Raw genomic sequence first — 23,674 nt, 5'->3', positions numbered from 1 at the left:
CGCTATGATGGTTTGTTAAGAATTAACCCATCATTTTTTCAATAGGCATCACTAAAATTGAGTGACAACCTAATTCTTTTAATTTTTCCATGGTTTCCCAGAAAAATGTTTCTGTTGCCACCACGTGTACAGCCACCATGTCGTCACGACCCGCTAATGGTAGAACGGTTGGTGTTTCGGTACCTGGCATTAACGTGCTAACTTCAGCTACTTTTTCAACTGGTGCGTGTAGCATGATGTACTTGCTTTCTTTTGCTTTCATCACGCCGTGAATTCTTGGTAACAAGGTATCTAATATCGCTTGTTTTTCAGGACCTAAATCATCAGCACGTTGGATTAAAGACGCTTTCGAGCGAAATACTTCGGCAACTTCTTTTAAGCCATTCGCTTCAAGCGTGGCACCTGTTGATACTAAATCACAAATACCGTCAGCTAAACCAACACGAGGTGCTACTTCAACCGAGCCTTTTAATAAACAAAACTCAACGTTAATGCCATTTTCTTTGGCAAAACGGGTTAATAGTTGAGGGTAAGTAGTCGCAAAACGTAAACCGTCTAAACATTGTAAGCCGGTATATTCAAATTCTTCTGGCATCGCGATTGAAAAACGACAGCCGCCAAAATCTAATGGCGTGGTACGAATGTAATCTGATTTACTACCAATTAATTGGCGTTCTAATTCTTCTTCTTCAAGCGTGTTGTCACCAACAATGCCTAAGTCACAAACGCCATCCATAATTAAGCCAGGAATGTCGCTTGAACGAACACGCATAATATCGATTGGCATATTCGACACATGCGCTAAAAGGCGGCGGTCAGCAACATTTAATTTAAGGCCACAACGTTTAAATAACGCCTGTGTGTCATCACTAAGTCGCCCTGATTTTTGCATGGCAATTCTTAAGCGAGGTTCTGAAGTCATGTGTTAATCCTTTGCTATCTGTGTCGTTTAAAAAAGGTTAATTAAATTTTTTGTTAACTTTTGGTAATAATCTTTAAATTAAAAAGCCCCCGAGAGAGTTGGACTCTTTCGGGGGCTTGCAATATTAGTTTAGCTTACCACTGAGAAAGGCCCATAGCCCCTCAGCGAAAAAAACCTGAGCGGCTAATCCGTATGATGGTGATGATGGATTTTGCTTAGGTTTAATGTCATTGCTTGTCTCGATTGCTTTAAAAAATAATGTGTTCAATTTTGTTAAGGTTTGGCTTTAAAATGCCTAAATCACTTTGGGCGTAACCTTACTTATAAATCCAGTCAATTTCAAGTAGTTTTTCGCCCAAAAAGCTAGATTAATGAATTTTCGGTGATTAAAGTAATCTAAGCTAAAGCCGATGTATAAGGTGTGACTTTAAGATATATTTCTCTTAAGGAGAAAATAACCGATGGATATTTTTACAACACAATTAACTAAGGTGAGGCAAGTACCAATAAAGCCTGATAAATTACGGGTGAAAAGTTTATCAAAAGACGCCAGTGCTAGTGCGCTTGATGAAGAGAAAGATCATCTAACGGGTGAAACCCAATCACCAGATTTACATCCGCTTGCCCATCCTCATGAAGACGAAGAAAATCTTGAATATACCAAGCAGGAGATTTTTCAGGCTAAAAAAAAGCAGCTTGATGCCGACCGTGAAGAAGACCAAACAAAACAAGAGAAAACGGCTGACGCAAACAATGATGATGATGAAGATCATAATGACCACATCGATATTTTTGTTTAATCAATGAAACTTGCTAACTTCTATTTCTCAATCTCATCTAAGCGGCGAGCTTTCGTACGATAACCAAGCTAGAAAAAGTTATTATCCCGATCACAGGTTAACTAATATTGAAAACCTTTGGCATTCTGCGCTAGGAGATCATAGAATCGGCTAAATTTTCCTTTCAGCTCATTAGGCTATGTCGCCAGTCGAACACGCTTTCTCCCAAAACGGTATTCTTGCCAACATCATAGATGGTTATTCACCAAGGCAAGCCCAGATCGATATGGCGCTGGAAGTGGCGGATGCAATCAAAGAACAATCGTCATTAATTGTGGAAGCAGGAACGGGAACCGGTAAAACCTTTGCTTACTTAATTCCGGCCTTACTTTCACAAAAGCGGGTGATAGTGTCTACAGGAACAAAAAACCTGCAAGAGCAGCTATTCCATAAAGATTTACCGATTATCGTTAAAGCGCTAAAAACCAATGTACAAATTGCGTTATTAAAAGGGCGCGCTAATTATTTATGTTTACAACGTTTAGAGTTGTTTCAACAAACCCGAGGCCAGCTTGACTCTCAAAGTTTGGCTGATTTTGTTAATGTTCGAACGTGGGCATCAGGCACAACCTCAGGCGATATTGGCGAGTTAGTAAATGTACCTGAAGATTCAGCAGTTTTTCCGTTTATTACCAGTACGGTTGATAACTGTTTAGCAAAAGACTGCCCGCATATTGATGATTGTTATTTAGTAAAAGCACGGCAAAAAGCAATTGATGCTGATTTAGTGGTGGTTAACCATCATTTGTTTTTTGCTGATATGGCATTAAAAGATACCGGCTTCGGTGAACTTATTCCTAAATCGGAAGTGGTTATTTTTGATGAAGCGCATCAAATTCCCGATATCGCCAGTGAATATTTTGGTGAAAGTTTTTCTACCCGTCAGTTGGTGGATTTATGTAGCGATGTTGCTCAACTTTATCGAACCAAATTAACCGATGTTAAGCAGTTAGGTTTAGCCGCTGAAAAGCTCGATAAAAATGCCCATGAATTTCGGTTATTATTTTCCCATGATCCAGAGCGAGGGAATTGGCGCGAAAAATCGAGTTACCCAACCATTAATAAATGTTTTGCATCATTAAAAACCAATTTAGATTTTTTATATCAAGTGATCAAACTGTGCATTGGCCGAAATGAAGAAATTGATAATTGTTTTGAACGCGCTTCAGAGCTATTAACTAAATACGCCATCATGGAGCAAACGCAAACGTTTGGTATCAGTTTTTGGTATGAAACCACGCCAAGGCATGTGGTGTTACATCAAACTCCGTTAAGTGTTGCCGATAAATTTAAAGCTTATGTTGATGATTCTCATGCAGGCTGGATCTTTACCTCTGCAACATTGGCGGTTGATGGTGGCTTTGAGCATTTTGCTAAACAACTTGGCATTGCTAACGCAGCCCAATTGTTACTAGAAAGCCCATTTGATTATGTTAATCAATCGCAACTTTTTATTCCACGCTATTTACCTGCTGCCAATCACCCTGATCGACCAAAAGCCTTAGTTGAGCTAGCAGTGCCGTTAATTAAAGCGAGCAAAGGCGCTTGTTTTTTACTGTTCACCAGTTATCGCATGATGAATATGGTCGCGGAGTTATTGGCAGGGCAAATTGAAAATCCCTTATTGCTGCAAGGCACAATGGGAAAACGAAAGTTATTAGAAGAATTTGTTAAGCAAGAGCAAGCAGTATTATTAGCTACTGCCAGTTTTTGGGAAGGTGTTGATGTTAGAGGTGACAAGCTAACTTGTGTTATTATTGACAAGTTACCATTTGCTTCACCGGATGATCCCTTGTTACAAGCACGAAGTGAAGATGTAAAACGACAAAACGGTGATCCTTTTGCGCAAATTCAATTACCGCAGGCGGTGATCGCATTAAAGCAAGGGGTGGGTCGTTTGATCCGTGATGTTAAAGATCGCGGTGTATTAGCCATTTGTGATGATAGATTAGTTAATCGTCCCTATGGCCAAGTGTTTTTAAAAAGTTTACCACCTATGTACCGTAGCCGTGATTTACCTAAAGCTACGGCATTATTAGAATACATTAACAACAAATAGATTGAGAATAAATTAGTGAAATACCTAGCTATTGACGCTTCTACCGAAGCTTGTTCCGTTGCCTTATTGATCAGCGACACAGAAAACAAAGCGCAATTATTTAGTCGTTATGAATTATGTCCACAATCGCATAGCTTACAATTGTTGCCTATGGTTGATGACGTATTAAAAGAAGCTGGCTGTAAAGTGCAAGACTTAGATGCTTTAATTTATGGTCAAGGTCCGGGCAGTTTCACAGGAGTTAGAATTGGCATTGGTGTAGCACAAGGTTTAGCGTTTTCAGCTGAAATTCCTGTGGTTGGCGTTTCAACTTTACAAGCCATGGCGCAAATAGCATTTGATGAGCAACAACAAACTCAGGTGTTAGCAGCGATAGATGCACGCATGTCAGAAGTTTACACCGGTTATTATGTAGCTGATGAGCATGGCATTATGCAACCTCAAATTGAAGAAGCGGTATTGAAGCCTGAATTATTAGCCGCACATTATCAGCAATTTTTGTTGCCAAGTTTTGTTGTTGGTACGGGCTGGGATGCTTATGCCCCTGCATTATCACCTTTAAAAAAACAAACAGAATCGCCGGAAATTTTATTTCCAACCGCGCAAGCCATGTTGAAAATAGGTATTGCTGCTTTTGAACAAGGCAAAGGTGTTAGTGCCGAACATGCTCAACCTGTATATGTACGAGATACGGTTTCTTGGAAAAAATTGCCAGGGCGAGAATAAAAGTGTTACAAATTTAGCCAAGTTTATTTAATGATAACTTGGCATTAGTTTAAAAACTTTGTTAAATTTAAAGAATGAATATATCCACGTCTAATCAAATACCTGCTCAGCTGACACAAGGTGTTTCAGGTATCAATAACCAACAACCTGTTCGTAAGGTTGAGCGTGAGCGTGAGCAAAATAATGGTCAGCAGCAGACGGTTCAACAACCAGCACGTGAAGAACGTTTTGATGTTGACCAACAAGCATTAGCTTTAGTTGAGCAAGAATATAATGCTCAAGCAGGGCAAAGTAATAATGCGAATAACGCAGGGCAAAACCAATCAACAACTGCTTTCGATAATCCTAGCCGTCAAAATCAAACAGCGGTAGCCGCATACGAGTCAGTTGATAATCAAGCGAAAAAAGCGGCTGTGCAGCAATTGTTCGGTGTCGATTTATACGCTTAATATGACATCCCCAACCTCCGGTTCTGCTTCATTTTTTAACCAATATCGCTTAATTATTTTATTAATTGTTGCCGTTGTTGTTTCACGTTTACCGATAATTTCTATTCCTTTTAATTGGCTTGAAAGTTATTTTCATGAATTAAGTCATGGGCTTGCCGCAATAGTAACCGGCGGTAGTATTATTAAAATAGAGCTATTTACCAATGGTGCTGGATTGTGTACCACTTTAGGAGGTAATCGGTTTTTAATTAGCTTTATGGGCTATTTAGGCGCAATTCTATGGGGTGGCGCTATCTATAAAATGGCACTTGCGAGGCAAAGTTGGTTAAAGTTTTTCGCTCAAGCTTTGTTGCTTATCTTAGCGTTAAGTGTGATTTTTTGGGTGAGAGATATATTAACTTTTTTTATTGTTTTATTACTTATGGTATTGTTTTATTTAAAAATTAAATTAAATAATCAGTATGTCGCTATTTTATTACAGTTAACCGGTATTTTAGTACTGTTAAACGCTATTTTAAGCCCATTACATTTATTAGATGGTCGCCATTTAGGTGATGGTGCAGCGCTAGCATCGTTAACAGGTATACCTGAAATTTTCTGGGTCATCATTTGGTCTGTTTTAGGTGTCAGTGTGTTATATAAATTAGGAAAATCAAAATGAAAAAATGTCATATAGTAACTGCAGCCTTATCGTTAATTTTATCAGCTTGTAGCACGATCCCTGAGCAGGTCAGAATTGCCGATGAGCAAGCATTAGTGTCTTATGCGGAAGTTAAACTTGATCCTAATGCCAAGCAGGCGGCAACAGCCCGTTGGGGAGGGGTGATTGCGAAAGTCGAAAATCAAAAAGAATATACTGTACTTGAAGTAGTAAACTTTAAACTGACACATTCAGCGAAACCGATCACCGCGAATGAATCGCAAGGGCGTTTTAAAGTTTTTTATAAAGGTTTGTTAGATCCGGTGATTTATCAAAAAGGGAAAAGTGTTACCGCTGTTGGTGTTATTGCTGCGCCTGAATCTGGCAAGATAGGTGAGTTGGAATATCAATTTCCGGTATTAATGGCGACAGGCATTTATTTATGGAAAGAGACACCGCAAGTTAATGTTAGGGTGAGACAAGATCCGTTAATGTCACCATTTTATGACCCGTTTTATCATCGTGGATACGCCTACCCACCAAGGGTTATCATTAAACAGACAAGTTCTACAGCTAGCAAAAAATCGAAATAGGCATTGTTAATGCAGCCCATTACGTTTCAATTACCGCATTTAACGCTACATGGCTTATCAAATGGTAATGAAAAAGCGCCGGTATTATTATGCCTACATGGTTGGTTAGATAATGCGGCTTCATTTGAGCCGCTCAGTCAATATTTAAGTAAATATCATGTGATTGCCATTGATCTGGCCGGCCATGGTCATTCAGATCATCGCAGCGCAGATGCCTATTATCATTTTGTTGATTGGCTAAGTGATTTGCATGCCTTGTTTGAACAGCAGCAATGGCAGGCACTTGATATTGTCGCCCATTCCATGGGGGCTATGATTGCCAGCGCTTTTGCTGCTGCTTTGCCAGAGCGTGTTAAATCGTTAACTTTAATTGACTCTATCGGCTTTATCACTACACCGGTTTCGGATACCTGTCAGCAGCTACGTGAGGGGCTTTTAAATCGGGCAAAACTACCTTATCGCAATAAAAAATATCACGAAACGCTCGATTCTGCCGTACAGGCGCGGATAAAAGTAAGTGATTTAACTTATGATAATGCGAAACGCATAGTACAACGTAGCTTGCAAGAAAGTGAGCATGGTTTTAGCTGGCGTTATGATCGTAAGTTACAATTAGTATCTCCCTATCGGTTCTCTGAAGCGCAAGCCATTGAGCTGGTCAAGCATATTCGCTGCCGTTGTTTATTAATATATGGCAACAGTGGTGCAAACTTTGTTAAACCCGCTATTGCTATTTATCAACCTTTATTTCAAGATATGTCATGTCATCATCTGGTCGGAGGACATCATGTTCATATGGAAGAACCAGAGCAAGTTGCTCACTTAATAGAAGATTTTTTAAGAAATTTTTTGTTATCTGATGGCTCAATCTCAAAGTACTGATACTATTAAAATAATATGGACTGTGTAAAAAGCTAAATTGGGGAGAAAATTGTGGAAAAAATCTGGCTAGAAAAAAGCTACCCACCTGGTATTCCAGCTGAAATTAATGCGGATAAATATTCCTCATTAACTGATATGTTTAATAAATATGTCAAAGTTTATGCGTCAAGAACCGCTTATATCAATATGGGAGCCGAAATCTCATATCAAGAATTAGAACAACAAGCGCAAGCGTTTGCCGCATACCTGCAACAAGAACTTGGTTTAGTTAAAGGCGATAAATTTGCCATTATGGTACCAAATACTTTGCAGTACCCTATTGCTTTATTTGGCGCTTTATTAGCGGGATTAACGGTTGTGAACGTTAATCCACTTTATACTGCGCGTGAACTTGAGCATCAGTTGAAAGACTCTGGTGCAAAAGCGATGCTGATCATTGAAAATTTTGCCCATACGCTAGAAAAAGTGCTAGCGAATACACCGGTTGAGCATATTATTTTAACCTCGTTAGGTGATCGTTTAGGCTTTCCGAAAAGCCTTGTCGTGAATACGGTGGTGAAATATGTGAAAAAATTAGTACCTTCTTTTTCGCTAAAAAATACCGTTCGATTTAATGCGGTTTTAAGCAAGGGCAGTGCCTTGCCTTATACGCCAGTGTTATTAACCGGTGATGATTTAGCTTTTTTACAATATACCGGCGGTACCACGGGGGTTTCGAAAGGAGCCATGTTAACCCATAGAAATATGGTCGCAAATCTTGAACAAGCAAAAGGCATGTTAAAAAACATCCTCAACGAAGGTGAAGAATTGGTGGTAACGGCGCTGCCGCTTTATCATATTTTTGCGTTAACGGCGAATTGCTTAATGTTTATGACAATAGGCGGTACGAATTTATTAATTACTAATCCGCGTGATATGCCAAATTTTGTTAAAGAATTAGCAAAATATCCCTTTACTGCCATTACCGGTGTAAACACATTATATAACGGTTTGTTAAATACCGTTGGCTTTTCAAACTTAAACTTTAAGCATTTAAAATTGTCACTTGGTGGTGGTATGGCTGTGCAAAAAGCTGTTGCCGAAGAATGGCAAAAGGTAACCGACACTCGCTTGTTAGAAGGTTATGGTTTAACTGAGTGTGCACCACTAGTATGTATGAGCCCTTACAACCAACAAAGCTTTAATGGCACAATTGGTGTGCCAGCCCCCTCAACGGATATTAAAATTATTAATGACGAAGGTAATGAAGCCGGCTTTAATGAACCTGGTGAAATGTGGGTGAAAGGGCCACAAGTGATGAAAGGTTATTATAATCGTGTTGAAGCAACGGATGAAGTGCTCAAAGACGGTTGGTTTGCCACTGGTGATGTTGCAACGGTTGATGAACAAGGTTTTTTCCGTATTGTTGACCGGAAAAAAGACATGATTATTGTGTCTGGCTTTAATGTTTACCCTAATGAAATTGAAGATGTAGTTGCTATGCACTCAGGTGTTTTGGAAGTGGCAGCTATTGGTATTCCTAACGATGTTTGTGGCGAAACCGTGAAAGTTTTTATTGTTAAAAAAGATCCGAGTTTGTCTGAAATTGACATTATTAAACATTGCCAAGCAAACCTAACTAATTATAAAGTGCCTAAAATTGTTGAGTTTAAAGATGAGTTACCTAAGAGTAACGTTGGTAAAATTTTACGCAGAGAATTACGTTAGCTTAAAAGGCTAAAAGGCTAAAAGGCTAAAAGGCTAAAAAAACCCGCATCAGTTAAACTGATGCGGGTTTTTTGTTGGTTTGCGCACCAAAGTTTTTTATTGTGCGTTTAATCGTTGGCCATTAGTACCGATACTGTCATCAGACATTAAATAAACATATAGCGGCATGATTTCTTCTGCGGTTGCTAAGGTTTTTTGATCTTCACCCGGATATGCCACACCGCGCATTGCTGTTGCGGTAGCACCAGGATTAATAGCATTAGTTCGTAATGAGGTATTACTGTATTCATCGGCAATAATTTGCATTAAGCCTTCGGTAGCAAATTTGGAAACACTATAAGCGCCCCAAAAAGCTTTACCTTTATTACCAACACCAGAGGTGGTAAAAATGAGTGAGGCATGATCATTTTTTTGCATTGCTGGAACAAGTGCTTGCGCTAATAAAAATTGAGCATTAGCGTTAACTTGCATAACATCATCCCAAATTTGTTGATGAATTTGTGTAAATGGTGTTAATTCACCTAACACTGAAGCATTTAACAAAGCACCGTCTAATTTACCAAATTGGTTAATAATGGTTGCTGTCATATCAATATAGTGCTGTTTAGTTGCCCCTTTTAAATCTAATGGGACGATGGCCGGCTCAGGGGAGCCATTTGCAATAATTTCATCATATACCGATTCTAATTTAGCAACGGTTTTACCTAACAAAATAACGGTTGCACCGAGTTTTGCATAAGTAAGCGCGGCTTGTTTACCAATGCCATCACCAGCACCGGTTACTAAAATAACTTTATTATTTAGGCAATTTTCAGAAATTGTATATTCAAACATATTGATGACTTTTGAGAAACTTATCGGCTAATTCTACTCTATTGGGGATCTCACTGGCGAGTAAAAGTTCGTATAAAGTCAATAACTGGCGGTATTTTAGCCAAGTGATGTTGTTTTTTGTAAATCATACTTTTGTGACGAGTTAATGAATTAACGAATTTATTCTGATAATTTTTTTATAAATTACTGGCAAGTTAACAAATCATCAGGTAAGTTTAACTCATGTGACCAGTGGAGGTCTGTCCACTTGTTGTGTTTTAAATTAATTATTATTAACTAAAAATATAATAATAATGGTTAATTCGGGGTGAAAAATGAAAACGATAATTCGAGGAATAATCGTATCAGCTGTTTTTACACTATCAGCTTGTGACGATGAAACATTTACCGATGTTGAAAAATCTGTAGAAAGTAACAATAGTGGGGTGGTACTTAAATCGAGAATCGCCTTTGATCCAAGTAATGGCATTTTATCTGTGCCGAATGACTTGTTATTTTCTGGCACCATTGATGGTACCTTAAATATACCGCTTGATGATCCAACCAATTATGCTGACCCACAAGTTGCATTAAATGCCCTTGATGGTTGGTCAACCATTAACCCATTTTCTATTGCAGTTGATTTACCCGTAGGTGTTAGCTTAGACGCGGCCTCGGTAAGTAATCCTGCTTCAGTGAAAATTTTTGAAGTGCTAATGGGCGGGCCAACGTCTGCTGGTGCTTGTGCTCAATTACCTTCAGGTGTTGCGTGTGAAGTGGTTGCCGAACTTAATTTTCAAACAGATTTTATCAGTACCGCTAAAGGCAATAATATTGTTATTGTGCCGACTAAACCACTTAAAGCGAAAACCACTTATGTTGTGGTATTAACCGATCAATTATTTGATTCAAATGGTAATAGTGTTGAAGCGTCATCAACTTATACCCTAGTAAAACAAGACATTAGTGAAAAACCTTTAGGTAGTGCCTCACAATTGCAACTGCAAGGAGTCATCAATAGTTTTGAAAATGTGGTTGCTGGCAGTGGTGTTGATAAAGCAAGTATTATTTATACTATGGCTATGACAACACAGTCAGTCGATGATGTTTTAACCACAGCGAAAAAATTATTGGTAGCACCGATTGCATCAGGTGGCACACCTGAGCCAATTGTTGTTCAAGATACAACGCTATCTGTCGCTCAAGCATTGCAATTACAAGGCATTACTTTATCAGCGCAATTACAAGCGCTTTATTCAACGGCTAATTTGTATCAAGGTTCAGTCACCTTGCCTTATTATTTAGGTATTCCAACCTCTAGCAATCCGCAAGCACCGGTGAATGATTGGTGGAAAGCATTATGTGATTCAGGCGCTACCTTATCCGCCATTGACGCAAGTACTTTACCAGCAGGACCGTTATCAAGCGCTGATGGTGCGTGTATGACCGTAGGTTTACGAGATTTGAGTACAGCCGTAACACTTGATAGTGACCGTCATTTAACTAAATTTAATCCTATCCCACGAGCAAGAGCGGCGAGTGATATTCCTTATATTAATCACCCTGGGGTGATTGATGTTCAGATGACAATTCCTGATATTTCACCAACAACGGATGCCGTGCGCGCTAGTTATGGTTTACCGGCGTTAAGCTCGGCTCCTGATAATGGTTGGCCAGTGGTGATTTTACAACACGGTATTACCTCTAAAAAAGAAGATATGTTAGCGATTACGGGGATTTTATCTGCTTTTGGTTATGCCACGGTGGCAATAGATCATCCATTACATGGTTCACGTGGTTTTGATATTGATAATGATGGTACGGATGATATTAATGCTTCTACTGTCTCGGCGACACATTATATGAACTTAGCGAGTTTATTAACTACACGGGATAATTTACGTCAAAGTAGCATTGATACACTTGGCTTACGTTTGTCATTAAACGCGGTTGTTGGTGCTGATATAGATGGCACGAATGTTAGTTTTATTGGTCATTCACTTGGTGCTATCTCCGGTATAAATACGCTGGCGTTAGCTAATCAGGAATTAAATGCAGGGGTTGATGCCTCTGATGCACTAGATACATTATTTGCGATTCAATCAGGCAGTTTTGCGATGCCAGGTGTTGGTGTGGCTAACTTCTTAATGGAATCTCCAGCTTTTGGAAATTTAATTAAAGCTAACTTAACGTTAAATTTATCCAGTGATTTTCAGGCATTAGTTGCCTCTTTATATCCACAAGCTGATTATTCAGAAGCTGAATTGGTTGGTGTTTATCAACAATTTTTAGCTGCTTTAACTGAAGAGCAAATCGCAAGTTTACAAACAAACTTTGCTAGTTTTACTTTTGCCGCGCAATCAATTATTGATGCTGGTGATCCGGTAAATTATGCTCCTATGTTAGCGGGTACAGAAACACCCTTACATTTAATTGAAGTGGTTGGTGATGGCGGCAGTAACTTATCGGATCAAGTTATTCCTAATTTTGTTTCAACGTCACCACTTGCGGGTACGGAAGCGGCGATAGCCTTGTTAGCATTACCAAGCGTTAGTGAAACATCAACGGGCTCAGGTGCGGTCAGATTTTTAAATGGTCATCATAGTTCGATCTTATCGCCAAGCGCGCAAACAAGTTCGCCTGATGCGGCTTTAAGTGCGAGAGCAACACAAGAAATGCAATCGCAAGCAGCAGTATTTGTCCTTAGTGGTGGACAACAAATTAAAGTTACTGACAGTGCTGTTGTCCAGTAAGTACAGCTAGCTATAGTGTGATAGTAAAGAGCCCTCAACAACTGAGGGCTTTTTTGTTGCATAATTTGAGCTGTGAAAATTTTTTAACTGGTGTAGAATCATCGGCAATATAAAACTTAGCTAAAGCGGTTGCATGTTCATTTTAGCCTTTGCTATATAACGGAACCTCAACCAGGCTTAATAAATAAATTGATGGAGTGGCTCTTGGATTTTTTGTACGAATACGGACTTTTTTTAGCGAAAGCAATTACTTTTGTCTTTGCTGTGATCGCAATTATAGTTGCAATTACGGCTGCGGCGGTTAAACAAAAGCATAAAAAAGGTGAATTAGAAATTACCGATCTGTCAGAGCAATTTGAAGAGGTTGAAGAAGAAGTTATTCATCATTTATTAACAAAAGATGAATTAAAAGAAAAAGAAAAAGAAGATAAAAAAGCGGCGAAAGCACAGGCTAAATCGAAAGAAAAGCCGGCCCCTAAAGCCCGTGTTTTTGTACTTGATTTTAAAGGCAGTATTGATGCCAAAGAAGTTTCTTCATTACGAGAAGAAATTACCGCGGTGCTTATGGTGGCAAAACCTGAAGATGAAGTGTTTGTTCGACTAGAAAGTGGTGGTGGTATGGTGCATGGTTATGGCTTAGCATCTTCACAACTTGATCGTATTCGTCAACAAAATATTCCGTTAACTATTTCAGTTGATAAAGTAGCAGCTAGTGGTGGTTATATGATGGCCTGTGTTGCTAATACCATTATTTCAGCGCCATTTGCGATTTTAGGTTCAATTGGGGTGATTGCTCAAATTCCTAATTTTAATAAAATTTTAAAGAAAAATGACGTTGAATTTGAACAGATCACAGCAGGTGATTTTAAACGTACTTTAACCATGTTTGGTGAAAATACCGACAAAGCTCGTGAAAAGTTCAAAGAAGAAATAGAAGAAACTCATGAACTATTTAAAACCTTTGTTACTGAGCATCGTCCATCGTTAGATATTGCGAAAGTGGCAACCGGTGAACATTGGTTTGGTATTAAAGCGCATGAATTAGGCTTAGTTGATACTATTCAAACCAGCGATGATTACTTGATGCAAGCAAGCAAAGATAAAAAGATTTTAGCGATTAAATATGCCACGAAAAAAGGCTTAGCTGAAAAATTATCTAAAGCGGCGTCATTATCAGTGGAAGCTATCGTGGGTAAGCTTTGGCAGAATAACCGTATTTTTCCAAGTTAAAAATACGGTTGAAAAAACTGAAAAAATAAAACAAAGGTGCCGTTAGCCTAATGTCAGTTAATTAAGTGTTATTAACAACTTAAATACTTTATATACTGAGTTATTTCAACATGATATTGTCGCGGTGGCGACTACACCCAAGGGGATGCTAACGCCGCTATCCCCTTGGAACCCCATGGCGCTGCTATAAAATGTTAACCTTCCTGAAAACTCAATATATCGAGCTAACGCTTAGATGGCACATCCATGTGCCACTGCGCTTTGCCATCATCCATGACGGCATTAGCTGATATTGATTTTTCATTCAGACATTTTATCAAGCAGAGTTATGCCTTCTGCAAGCGGGTATTAATGAGCTAGCATTGAACAGTTAGCGCCTTTTTTATTATCAGCTTATTTAAATAAACAAGTACCTGACTCAATACCGTCAACACTGACGTTTAAGTCTTTAAGAATGCCGTCATGTAAATTATAAACTAAACCATGTACGGTAATATCTTGACCATTTTCCCAAGCACGGCGAAGGATGGTTGTGCAGCAAACGTTAGCAACTTGCTCCATTACATTTAACTCACACAATAAATTTACTCGTTCTTTTGGATCTGTTACTTGATTAAATTTTTCTTTATTAAAGCGGTAAACATCCTGAATATGGCGTAACCAGTTGTCGATGAGACCTAAACTTTTATCTTCAAGTGATGCCGCGACACCACCACAGCCATAATGGCCACAAACGATAATATTTTTAACTTTTAACACATCGACCGCATATTGCAGCACTGATAAACAGTTGAGATCGGTATGAATAACTTGATTGGCAATATTACGATGCACAAACACTTCACCTGGTGCCATACCAAGCAGTTCATTGGCAGGTACGCGAGAATCTGAGCAGCCAATCCATAAATATTCAGGGGTTTGTTGATCAGATAAATTTTTAAAGAAATTAGGATCTTTATCTTTTACGCTATTGGCCCAAAGGTAGTTATTATCAAATAAATGCTTGATTGATGACATGAAGAGTTACCGATTTAAGTAAATAATTTTTGACATTTTATGGCTATCTTTAAACAAGTAAAGCAAAAGTTTATTTAAGTGATTAATCAAGCGTTAACTTTTGTGTACAATTAGCAGATTAAATAAGGCAGGGGAAGAAACCATGGCAGTTGCTGGCGCATTACATATTTTAGTAAAAACCGAAAAACAAGCAAAAGAGTTATTAATTCAACTGGGTAAAGGTAAAGACTTTGCACAACTTGCGAAAAGACATTCACTTTGTCCTTCAGGTAAAAAAGGCGGAGATTTAGGTGAATTTCGTCGTGGTCAAATGGTGAAGCCGTTTGATGATGTTGTGTTTAAAAAAGAGTTATATAAAGTACATGGTCCGGTTAAAACCCAGTTTGGCTATCATTTAATTAAAACCTTATATCGAAATTAAATGTAGCGACATCTGATGTTACCGCTCATTTTCTTTATCTTCCGCACTTAACTTTTTTTCACGCTCTTTAATGTTTTTTAATTGTTCGTCGGTTAAGTTAAATTTTTTGGCTGACTGTTTAAGCACGATAACACCACTAAAAATAAAACCTATGATGACAATAATTAACAAGGCGAGAGAAATACTCATGGTTTATCCTTTAATTGTTTAACTTTTAGAAAACTTATTATTCATACTATCATTAAAAATCATCACCTAAAGCATTTAAATGCCTTGTATTTTTGCTATTTTTTTATACAACAGGGTGCGTGTTTAGATTAAATTACAAAAACAGCTGATTTTTTAACAGATTATATTTCATTTCATTAAGTCCCCTGATATAAATACTTAAAGCGTCCATAAAAAATATCTAATAATAAGGTCAGTAAGTTATGTTAAATCGTTTAAGTGTTAAATTACTATTACCGCAAATTGTTGCCTCTTTGATTGCCATACTGCTGATCATGATCTTTGCTGAGTCATTAACGGCAATGGCAGTGGTTTTTGTATTATTAGCTGTGGTAGCTGTTCAAGCCATCGCTAGCTTTATTATGAATACTAAATGTTTGGATCAACGTCTTGATGCCTTACAAAACTATTTAGCGTTAGTGATAAGTAGCGAAGATGCACCGGAAAAAGCGTTAAAAGATAGTGGTTCCGATGAGTTGGCTCATGTTACCAATCAATTGAGTGATTTTGTTACTAATTTAGCGGATGTTATTGAAGAGTTAAAAGCTGAATCTGAAATGTTACATCAGGGTTCAACTCAGCTGTCTAACCAAATGCAAGAGGCATCTCGTTCCGTTGACGCTTCTACCAACCAAATTGAGCAAATGGCACATTCTATTGAGCAGGTGGCATCAACTTCATCGGTGTTATTTGAAAATGCTTCGCAAGTTAGTTTAACCACTAGCCAAGTTGTTGATATTTTGGCACAAGGCACCCAGTCGTCATCTACTAGCCAACATTCAATTGAATCTTTTGCTAATGAAGTGACCAGTATGGCGAATGATTTATCGTTATTACAAGGTGAATCGGCACGTATTGGTTCAGTATTAGATGTTATTCGCGGCATTGCCGATCAAACCAACTTATTAGCATTAAATGCGGCAATTGAAGCGGCTCGAGCTGGTGAGCAAGGTCGAGGTTTTGCCGTTGTTGCTGATGAAGTAAGAGCATTAGCTCATCGAACACAAGAAGCAACAGTAGAAATTCAATCTATGGTTGAAGGCTTACAAGAAAAATCAACCAATGCAGTAAATGCCATTTCTCGAGGACAAGATTTAACGCAAGAGAGTTTAAGTCATTCGGCAGAAGTAGTAGATGCTTTGCAAAAAATTAAAGACGTTTTCCAAGAAGTTGATGCCTTAACCACACAGATTGCTAGTGGTACAGAAGATCAACAACAATCTACGGCGTCATTAAACGATAACATGAGCATGATGGTAGATATTAGCCGAGAAATTAACCAAGGCTTGAGTATTGCCTCACAACATGCCGAACAACAAAAAGGCACATCGCAACAAGTTGACGCCACGTTAAGCCGAATTTGTGTTTAGCCGTTAATAATTAACCAATAAAAAGGCTCACTATTTTAAAAATAGTGAGCCTTTTTTATGTTGACTTGCTGTTTAATCAATAAAGGTTAAGCAGGTAAAACACCTTTTGGTAATTGCATAGTTAAACAATGTAAACTACCAAACTGTTCAATAACGGCTAAACAGTCAATCGCGATAACTTCATGTTCAGGGTAGGCTAGTTGAATTTGGCGTAATGCCGTTTCATCAGCTTTATCTTGATAGGTGGGTACCAGCACCGCTTGATTAATAATTAAATAATTTGCATAGGTGGCTGGTAAGCGATCACCGTCTTGATTAAATTTTGCTGACGGCCAAGGTAATGGGATCAAATTAAACGTTTGGTTATCAAGCGTACGTAACGCCTGAAGTTCTTTTTCCATTTCTGCCAATTCGGCAAAGTGCGCATCATTTTCATCATCACAACGAACATAAACTAAACTGTTGTTTGGTGCAAAGCGGCATAGGGTATCAATATGTGCATCGGTGTCATCCCCGATTAAGTCACCGGAATCTAACCAAAGCACTTTTTTACTAGCAAATAATGAGCACAGTTGAGTTTCAATGTCTTGTTTCGTTAATGCTGGGTTGCGATTAGGGTTTAATAAACACTTTGAGGTGGTTAACAAATGACCTTGACCATCAGATTCAATACCACCACCTTCAAGCACTAAATTAATACTTTTCTGCTGTTGCTCTGTTAATTCTAGCTGTTGAAATAAAGCTAAATTTAACTGGTTGTCTAAACTTGCTTCAAACTTATTACCCCAACCATTAAAAATGAAGTTTAAACATTTAATCTTACCTTCATGATTAACGAGCGTGATAGGGCCATGATCTCTAGCCCAAGTATCATTGCTGGCTGCCAGTACAAAGTTAACTTGTTCAAGCTTAATATTTGCCTGTTTAAATATCGCTTTTATATGCTGCTGTAAGTTTTCATTATGGCAGTTAATAATCAGATTTTGGCGATCAGTGATGGCTTTAGCAATATTGATAAAAGCCGGTTCAACTTTCTCTAGTAGTGGTTGCCAGTCGGTTGCCGCATGTGGCCAAGTCATTAATACCGCATCTTGTGGATACCACTCAGCAGGTAAATAAAAGTTATTCATAATTAAAAAGGCTCGAGATTAATTTTTAGCGGCTTGGTTACGTTGCTGGGCTAAAGATTGCAATTGTTTTGATTGTAAATGTAGGCTGGTTCTCACTAACGATTCACGGTCTTCTTCTCTGATCTTTTCAAACAGAACTTTATAGTTAAAATTTGAGTTATCAGTGGCTGTTTTTTCGATCACTTCACCGTGGCAATAAACCGCACAATTTTCTTCTAATAAAAACAGTTTCACAATAAGTTTATCAGCGAGGGAAAAATCTTCATTTGCAGTAAAACTAAAACCACCACCACCAATTTCAGTGCCTTGAAAACGCTGTTTGTCATCATCATGCTGACTAAGAATATAATTAACTAAGAGGTCAATTTTATTGGCTTGGTGATGTAAATAATCCACTAATTGGCTAGCAACGCCAGTTAAGTTTTGTAAAGGGCGTAAGGCTTTCTGATCAATCGTTGATTTATCACTCGCTAACTTAAAAGGTAATGGAATAGCAGCTTCAAAGTTTTCTTGGGTGTAACTTTGTGGCTGTTTTTCAATGTTGACAGAAAAGTTGTGGTTAATGGTAAAAAACTCGGTAAATAGCGCAAGTTTTTCTTGTTGTTCGTTAAGATCCATTGATTAACCTAGCGGTAAAATATTTAAGAAGGTTATTATACGAATAACTCAGCATTTAATGCTAGTTGAATTAACAAGCTAGCTATTTAAGAGACTTTCGGTTTAGCGCAGATAACATTGAATAGGAGATATGTGCTTACTTATTAGCCAACTATTATGTTAATTACTATTTTTATTGTTTGCTTTATTGAAACCTTTTTTAATATCCCCATATACTTATCATTACTCACATTTATAAAATTAAATGTGTCAGCTCTTCATTAAAAATTCCGAGAGAGTATCTATGAGCCAAACGTTATCAGGTATCGTTGAAACCCCCGTATTAGCCTTACGGGATGTCGTGGTTTATCCACAAATGGTTATTCCATTATTTGTTGGTCGTGAAAAATCTATTCGTTGTTTAGACATAGCGATGGAAACCGACAAGCAAATTTTTCTTGTTGCCCAAAAAGATGCCGCTATTGACGACCCAACAGCGGATGATGTTTATCAAACGGGTACAGTAGCAACGATATTACAGATGCTAAAACTGCCAGACGGTACGGTTAAAGTGTTAGTTGAAGGTTTACAACGAGCTGAAATTGCTAAGTTTACCCAAACCGAAGAGCATTTTTTAGCTGAAATTCAGTACTTAACGTCAGAAACAAATGAAGATGAGCATTTTGACGTATTAGTACGTTCAGCTATTTCCCAGTTTGAAGGGTACGTTAAATTAAATAAAAAAATACCGCCGGAAGTATTAACGTCAGTTTCAGGTATTGAAGAAGCAGAACAACTTGCTGATACCATGGCAGCTCACATGCCGCTTAAATTAGCGGATAAACAAAAAGTATTAGAAATCATCAATGTTGCTGAGCGTTTAGAGTATTTGATGGCGCAAATGGAAGGAGAGATTGATCTACTGCAAGTAGAGAAAAAAATCCGTACCCGCGTTAAAAAACAAATGGAAAAAAGCCAACGCGAATACTATTTGAATGAGCAAATGAAAGCGATTCAAAAAGAATTAGGTGAAATGGACGAAGTACCTGATGAAGGTGAAGTTTACACTAAAAAAATTGAAGACGCGGGCATGCCAAAAGAAGCTAAAGAAAAAACCTTAGCTGAATTACAAAAATTAAAAATGATGTCGCCAATGTCGGCTGAGGCCACGGTTGTTCGTAGTTACATTGACTGGATGACGAGTGTGCCATGGAAAAAGCGCAGCAAGTTAAAGAAAAACTTAAAACTTGCGCAAGAAGTACTAGATAAAGATCACTACGGCTTAGATAAAGTTAAAGAACGCATTTTAGAATATCTTGCCGTACAACAACGTGTTAGCCAATTAAAAGGGCCTATCTTATGTTTAGTAGGGCCTCCAGGTGTGGGTAAAACGTCACTAGGTCAGTCAATTGCTAAATCAACCGGTCGTAAATATGTTCGTATGGCCTTAGGTGGCGTGCGTGATGAAGCCGAAATTCGTGGTCATCGTAAAACGTATATTGGTTCTTTACCGGGTAAATTAATTCAAAAAATGGCAAAAGTTGGTGTTAAAAACCCACTGTTTTTGTTAGATGAAATCGACAAAATGGCCTCTGATATGCGTGGTGATCCCGCTTCTGCCTTATTAGAAGTGTTAGATCCAGAGCAAAACACCAGCTTTAATGACCATTATTTAGAAGTTGATTACGACTTATCTGATGTGATGTTTGTCGCAACCTCTAACAGTATGGACATTCCTGGGCCGTTATTAGACCGTATGGAAGTTATTCGTTTATCGGGTTACACCGAAGATGAAAAACTTAACATTGCCAAACAACATTTGGTTGAAAAACAAATTGAACGTAACGGCTTAAAAGCCAGCGAAATTGAAATTGATGATAGTGCAATTATTGGCATTATTCGTTATTACACTCGTGAAGCGGGCGTTCGTAACCTTGAACGTGAAGTTTCAAAATTATGTCGTAAAGCGGTAAAAGCCATTTTATTAGATAAAGGCTTGAAAAAAGTTACCATCAATCAAGACAACTTAAGTGAATTCTTAGGTGTGCAGCGCTTTGATTATGGTAAGGCTGATGACGAAAACCGTGTTGGTTTAGTTACCGGTTTAGCTTGGACACAAGTCGGTGGTGAGCTTTTAACCATAGAAACAGCGTCAGTGCCAGGTAAAGGTAAACTTTCTTATACCGGCTCATTAGGTGACGTTATGCAAGAGTCTATTCAGGCTGCCATGACGGTTGTTCGTAGCCGTACTGAAAAGCTACGTATAAATGACGACTTTAATGAAAAACGCGACATTCACGTGCATGTTCCAGAAGGAGCAACGCCTAAAGATGGCCCAAGTGCCGGTATTGGTATGTGTACCGCATTAGTGTCTAGTTTAACCGGTAATCCGGTTAAAGCTGATGTGGCAATGACGGGCGAAATTACCTTACGTGGTGAAGTATTAGCGATAGGTGGTTTAAAAGAAAAACTACTAGCTGCTCACCGAGGTGGTATTAAAACCGTGATCATTCCAAAAGACAATGAACGTGATTTGGAAGAAATTCCAGACAATGTTAAAGCGGATTTAGCGATTCACCCAGTAAAATGGATTGATGAAGTACTAACGATTGCGCTTGAACATCCGTACGAGAAATGGTCAATAGACGCTTAAAATGGATGCTTAAGTAGCAAAATTAGAAAAAAATGCAAAAAATATCGAAAAATTTGCATTTTTTTCTTTTCAAACGTGAAAACTATGGTAAGTTAACTACGCTAATTGAGCTAAGGCCGTATGTTATAAGGGTTTTAGTGAAATACGAAAAAATTAATATATTTTTATTTATCTTAACTTGGTGCTTGAAGTTCCAAAAGAAGCTTGATATAAAGTTTCTTCTGAACGCTAACAATGATGATAGCGCTGTATAATAACAAATTGAAGAGGAAGACACTGTGAATAAGTCTCAACTAATAGAGAAGATTGCTGCTGGCGCTGATATTTCTAAAGCTGCTGCTGGTCGTGCTTTAGATTCGTTTATCGAAGCTGTAACTGAAGAATTAAAAACTGGTGAACAAGTAGCATTAGTTGGCTTTGGTACTTTCTCTGTACGTGATCGCGCAGCACGCACAGGCCGTAACCCACAAACTGGTGCAACAATTGAAATTGCTGCAGCTAAAATTCCATCTTTTAAAGCTGGTAAAGCATTAAAAGACGCTTGTAACTAATATTTATTTTAAATATTTAGTATAAGTTTAAAAAAACCACCAATAAGGTGGTTTTTTGTTTTTTATGAAGCTTTTTCTTTCGAGTAATGTTTAATTAATTAACAATTCAACTTCAAGCACCAGCGTGCTTCTGATAGAATCGCCTCCATTGTATAACCTTTCGGTTTTTTAAGAGAAAAAAATGTTAGAAAATATCCGTGAAAAATCACAAGGTATGACCGCCAAAGTTATTCTTGGCCTCATTATCTTAACCTTTGCTTTTGCTGGCATTGGAAGTTACACCAACTCTGTTGATACCTCGGTAGCAGAAGTTAACGGCGAAAAAATATCTCAGCAAGATTTTGAGCAAGCCTTTCAACAACAACGTAATCGTATGTCGCAACAGTACGGTGAAATGTTTGAATCGTTATTAGCTGATCCTACTTATTTAAATAACTTACGTAATGATGTGTTAAATAGCTTAATTAACGAAAAGTTGCTTGACCAAAACACGCAAGATTTAGCCATTCGTATTTCAGACGAACGTATTAAAAAAACAATTGTTGAAATGAAAGAATTCCACGTGGATGGTGTTTTTGATAACAACCGTTATTTAGCCTTGATTAACCAAGCCGGCTTTAGAGAATCGTCAAACTTTCGTGATTATTTACGTGTTGAAATGGCGCGTCAGCAATTAACGCAAAGTTTAGTTGCTACTGAATTTAGCCTACCGTTTGAAACGGAAATGGTAACTAAATTACGTGATCAAAAACGTGATTTACGCTTTGCCGTAATTGCTGCTGAGCAATTTAAAGCCCAAGTAGAAGTAACAGACGAAGAAATTAAAAGTCATTACCAAGCAAACCAAGCGGCTTATCAACATGCTGAAAAAGCTAAAGTTAACTATGTTGTGCTAGACGTGAACGACATTGCTAAAACAATTGAAACAACAGACGAAGATGCTGAAGCTTTTTATAAAAACAACATCGCTAGCTATACCCAAGCTGAAAAACGCCGTATTTCTCATATTTTAATTGAGCCGGCTGATGATGCTGAAACTAAAATCAACGATTTATTAGCACAAATTAAAGCGGGCGGTGACTTTGCTGAATTAGCCAAAGCAAACTCAGCGGATACTTTCAGTGCTGAAAATGGCGGTGATTTAGAGTGGTTAGAAGCCGGTGTTATGGTACCTGAGTTTGAAGAAGCGGCCATGGCATTATCAAACGTAGGCGATGTTTCAGACGTTGTTGAAACCGAATTTGGTTTCCATATTATTAAATTAACGGAATTTGAAGCTGAAGTAATTACACCTTTTGAAGAAGCAAAAGCAGAAATTATGGCAGCAGCAGCTACAGACGCTGCTCAGAACAAGTTTTTTGAATTAAAAGATGAATTAGGCCGTGTAAGTTTTGAAGTGCCTGATAGCTTAGATGAAGCAGCTGAAGTTGTGTCAGCCAAAGTAATGACCTCTGATTGGTTAACACGCAATCAAAACCCTGCGCCATTTAATAACAGCGATGTAATTAACGCAGTATTTTCTGATATGGTTATCTCGGAAAACTTAAACTCTGAAGTTATTGAAGTATCTGACGAGTTAGCCATTGTTGTTCATATTAATGAATACCAACCAGCAGAAACTAAAGCACTTGAACTTGTTAGCGCTGAGATCAAAGCAAAACTATTAACGCAAAAAGCTAACGAAAAAGCCCAAGTTGCTGCAGATGAATTATTAGCTAAGTTTACCGCAGGTGAAGATATTACCGCTGGTTTAACTGAGCTTGATAGCCAGTTTGAAGTTAAAGCGGATGTTGCTCGTTTTGGTAGTGATGTTGACGGTACTATTGTTCGTAAAGCGTTTACATTACCTCACCCAGCCGAAGGCACTGTTTCAGCGGCTAATATTTCATTAAGCAATGGTGATATTGCCCTTGTTGAAATTCAAGCGGTTAAACCAGGCAACGCGGAAACAGTTGCACCACAATTAGCTGAGCAATTTGCGGCACAATTATCACGTTCTGCTTATGTTAGCTATATTGGCGCATTATCAGAGCAAGCTAAGATAACTCGTCGTACCTTAACTGACGTAGCTAACCCAGCTTATTAAGCTTGGCA

21 protein-coding genes are annotated in these 23,674 nt (G+C 38.2%); 15 read left to right on the top strand and 6 right to left on the bottom strand.

The annotated features are described in order from the left end of the window. Nucleotides 1–22: 22 nt before the first annotated feature. Nucleotides 23–922, bottom strand: coding sequence for an ATP phosphoribosyltransferase (hisG, locus tag ACSLUO_RS09695; RefSeq protein WP_448248323.1), 900 nt, complete (start codon nt 920–922; stop codon nt 23–25). A 461-nt stretch (nt 923–1,383) separates the two neighbouring features. On the opposite strand from hisG, the gene ACSLUO_RS09690 reads away from it, so the two are divergent. From ACSLUO_RS09690 to fadD, 8 genes are all read left to right on the top strand, one after another. Then, nucleotides 1,384–1,722, top strand: a complete 339-nt coding sequence (locus ACSLUO_RS09690; protein ID WP_448248322.1) for a hypothetical protein — start codon at nt 1,384–1,386, stop codon at nt 1,720–1,722. Nucleotides 1,723–1,900: 178 nt separating this feature from the next. After that, nucleotides 1,901–3,820, top strand: coding sequence for a DNA repair helicase YoaA (yoaA, locus tag ACSLUO_RS09685; RefSeq protein WP_448248321.1), 1,920 nt, complete (start codon nt 1,901–1,903; stop codon nt 3,818–3,820). Nucleotides 3,821–3,835: 15 nt separating this feature from the next. Next, nucleotides 3,836–4,546 (top strand): tRNA (adenosine(37)-N6)-threonylcarbamoyltransferase complex dimerization subunit type 1 TsaB, encoded by a 711-nt coding sequence (gene tsaB, locus ACSLUO_RS09680; RefSeq protein WP_448248320.1) that lies wholly within the window; start codon nt 3,836–3,838, stop codon nt 4,544–4,546. A gap of 74 nt (nt 4,547–4,620) precedes the next feature. Next, entirely contained in the window at nt 4,621–4,995 is a 375-nt protein-coding gene (locus ACSLUO_RS09675; protein ID WP_448248319.1) for a hypothetical protein, read from the top strand. Further along, nucleotides 4,976–5,656, top strand: a complete 681-nt coding sequence (locus ACSLUO_RS09670) for a M50 family metallopeptidase (RefSeq protein WP_448248318.1) — start codon at nt 4,976–4,978, stop codon at nt 5,654–5,656. Before ACSLUO_RS09675 ends, ACSLUO_RS09670 begins: the two co-directional genes overlap by 20 nt. Beyond that, nucleotides 5,653–6,228, top strand: coding sequence for a Slp family lipoprotein (locus tag ACSLUO_RS09665; protein WP_448248317.1), 576 nt, complete (start codon nt 5,653–5,655; stop codon nt 6,226–6,228). Before ACSLUO_RS09670 ends, ACSLUO_RS09665 begins: the two co-directional genes overlap by 4 nt. A 9-nt stretch (nt 6,229–6,237) precedes the next feature. Continuing rightward, nucleotides 6,238–7,110, top strand: coding sequence for an alpha/beta fold hydrolase (locus tag ACSLUO_RS09660; protein WP_448248316.1), 873 nt, complete (start codon nt 6,238–6,240; stop codon nt 7,108–7,110). A 51-nt stretch (nt 7,111–7,161) separates the two neighbouring features. Beyond that, nucleotides 7,162–8,817 (top strand): long-chain-fatty-acid--CoA ligase FadD, encoded by a 1,656-nt coding sequence (gene fadD, locus ACSLUO_RS09655; protein ID WP_448248315.1) that lies wholly within the window; start codon nt 7,162–7,164, stop codon nt 8,815–8,817. A gap of 96 nt (nt 8,818–8,913) precedes the next feature. Here the strand turns inward: fadD and ACSLUO_RS09650 are convergent, their stop codons facing one another. Continuing rightward, nucleotides 8,914–9,651 (bottom strand): YciK family oxidoreductase, encoded by a 738-nt coding sequence (locus tag ACSLUO_RS09650; protein ID WP_448248314.1) that lies wholly within the window; start codon nt 9,649–9,651, stop codon nt 8,914–8,916. A 314-nt stretch (nt 9,652–9,965) separates the two neighbouring features. Between ACSLUO_RS09650 and ACSLUO_RS09645 the strand changes: the two genes are divergently transcribed. Next, the gene (locus tag ACSLUO_RS09645; protein WP_448248313.1) at nt 9,966–12,383 is read left to right on the top strand and encodes a VolA/Pla-1 family phospholipase; all 2,418 of its coding nucleotides are present in this window, start codon (nt 9,966–9,968) and stop codon (nt 12,381–12,383) included. Between the two features lie 204 nt (nt 12,384–12,587). Next, the gene (gene sohB / locus ACSLUO_RS09640) at nt 12,588–13,613 is read left to right on the top strand and encodes a protease SohB (RefSeq protein WP_448248312.1); all 1,026 of its coding nucleotides are present in this window, start codon (nt 12,588–12,590) and stop codon (nt 13,611–13,613) included. A gap of 393 nt (nt 13,614–14,006) precedes the next feature. Here the strand turns inward: sohB and can are convergent, their stop codons facing one another. Beyond that, nucleotides 14,007–14,630 (bottom strand): carbonate dehydratase, encoded by a 624-nt coding sequence (gene can, locus ACSLUO_RS09635; protein ID WP_448248310.1) that lies wholly within the window; start codon nt 14,628–14,630, stop codon nt 14,007–14,009. Between the two features lie 142 nt (nt 14,631–14,772). Here can and ppiC point away from each other — a divergent pair, with 142 nt between their 5' ends. Then, nucleotides 14,773–15,051 (top strand): peptidylprolyl isomerase PpiC, encoded by a 279-nt coding sequence (ppiC, locus tag ACSLUO_RS09630; protein WP_448248308.1) that lies wholly within the window; start codon nt 14,773–14,775, stop codon nt 15,049–15,051. Nucleotides 15,052–15,069: 18 nt separating this feature from the next. On the opposite strand, the gene ACSLUO_RS09625 is transcribed toward ppiC, so the two are convergent. Beyond that, nucleotides 15,070–15,240 carry a DUF2897 family protein gene (locus tag ACSLUO_RS09625; protein ID WP_448248306.1) on the bottom strand — a complete coding sequence of 57 codons (171 nt, stop codon included), beginning with the start codon at nt 15,238–15,240 and terminating at the stop codon, nt 15,070–15,072. Nucleotides 15,241–15,482: 242 nt separating this feature from the next. On the opposite strand from ACSLUO_RS09625, the gene ACSLUO_RS09620 reads away from it, so the two are divergent. After that, a complete protein-coding gene (locus tag ACSLUO_RS09620) occupies nt 15,483–16,649 on the top strand; it encodes a methyl-accepting chemotaxis protein (protein ID WP_448248304.1) in 1,167 nt (388 codons plus the stop codon). A gap of 86 nt (nt 16,650–16,735) precedes the next feature. Here ACSLUO_RS09620 and ACSLUO_RS09615 read toward each other — a convergent pair whose 3' ends face one another. Continuing rightward, nucleotides 16,736–17,779, bottom strand: coding sequence for an agmatine deiminase family protein (locus ACSLUO_RS09615; RefSeq protein WP_448248302.1), 1,044 nt, complete (start codon nt 17,777–17,779; stop codon nt 16,736–16,738). Between the two features lie 18 nt (nt 17,780–17,797). Further along, nucleotides 17,798–18,397, bottom strand: coding sequence for a PilZ domain-containing protein (locus ACSLUO_RS09610; RefSeq protein ID WP_448248299.1), 600 nt, complete (start codon nt 18,395–18,397; stop codon nt 17,798–17,800). A 283-nt stretch (nt 18,398–18,680) separates the two neighbouring features. On the opposite strand from ACSLUO_RS09610, the gene lon reads away from it, so the two are divergent. The 3 genes from lon (at nt 18,681) to ACSLUO_RS09595 (ending at nt 23,666) form a co-directional block, all read left to right on the top strand. Beyond that, nucleotides 18,681–21,029, top strand: coding sequence for an endopeptidase La (gene lon / locus ACSLUO_RS09605; RefSeq protein ID WP_448248297.1), 2,349 nt, complete (start codon nt 18,681–18,683; stop codon nt 21,027–21,029). A 260-nt stretch (nt 21,030–21,289) separates the two neighbouring features. Next, the gene (gene hupB / locus ACSLUO_RS09600) at nt 21,290–21,580 is read left to right on the top strand and encodes a nucleoid-associated protein HU-beta (RefSeq protein WP_448248362.1); all 291 of its coding nucleotides are present in this window, start codon (nt 21,290–21,292) and stop codon (nt 21,578–21,580) included. Between the two features lie 181 nt (nt 21,581–21,761). Continuing rightward, nucleotides 21,762–23,666 carry a SurA N-terminal domain-containing protein gene (locus ACSLUO_RS09595; RefSeq protein WP_448248295.1) on the top strand — a complete coding sequence of 635 codons (1,905 nt, stop codon included), beginning with the start codon at nt 21,762–21,764 and terminating at the stop codon, nt 23,664–23,666. The last annotated feature ends 8 nt before the right edge of the window (nt 23,667–23,674 follow it).

It is taken from the genome of Thalassotalea agariperforans (genome assembly GCF_053470345.1).
Note: the sequence above shows the minus strand (reverse complement) of the source record. Positions and strands in the feature narration are given on the sequence as shown.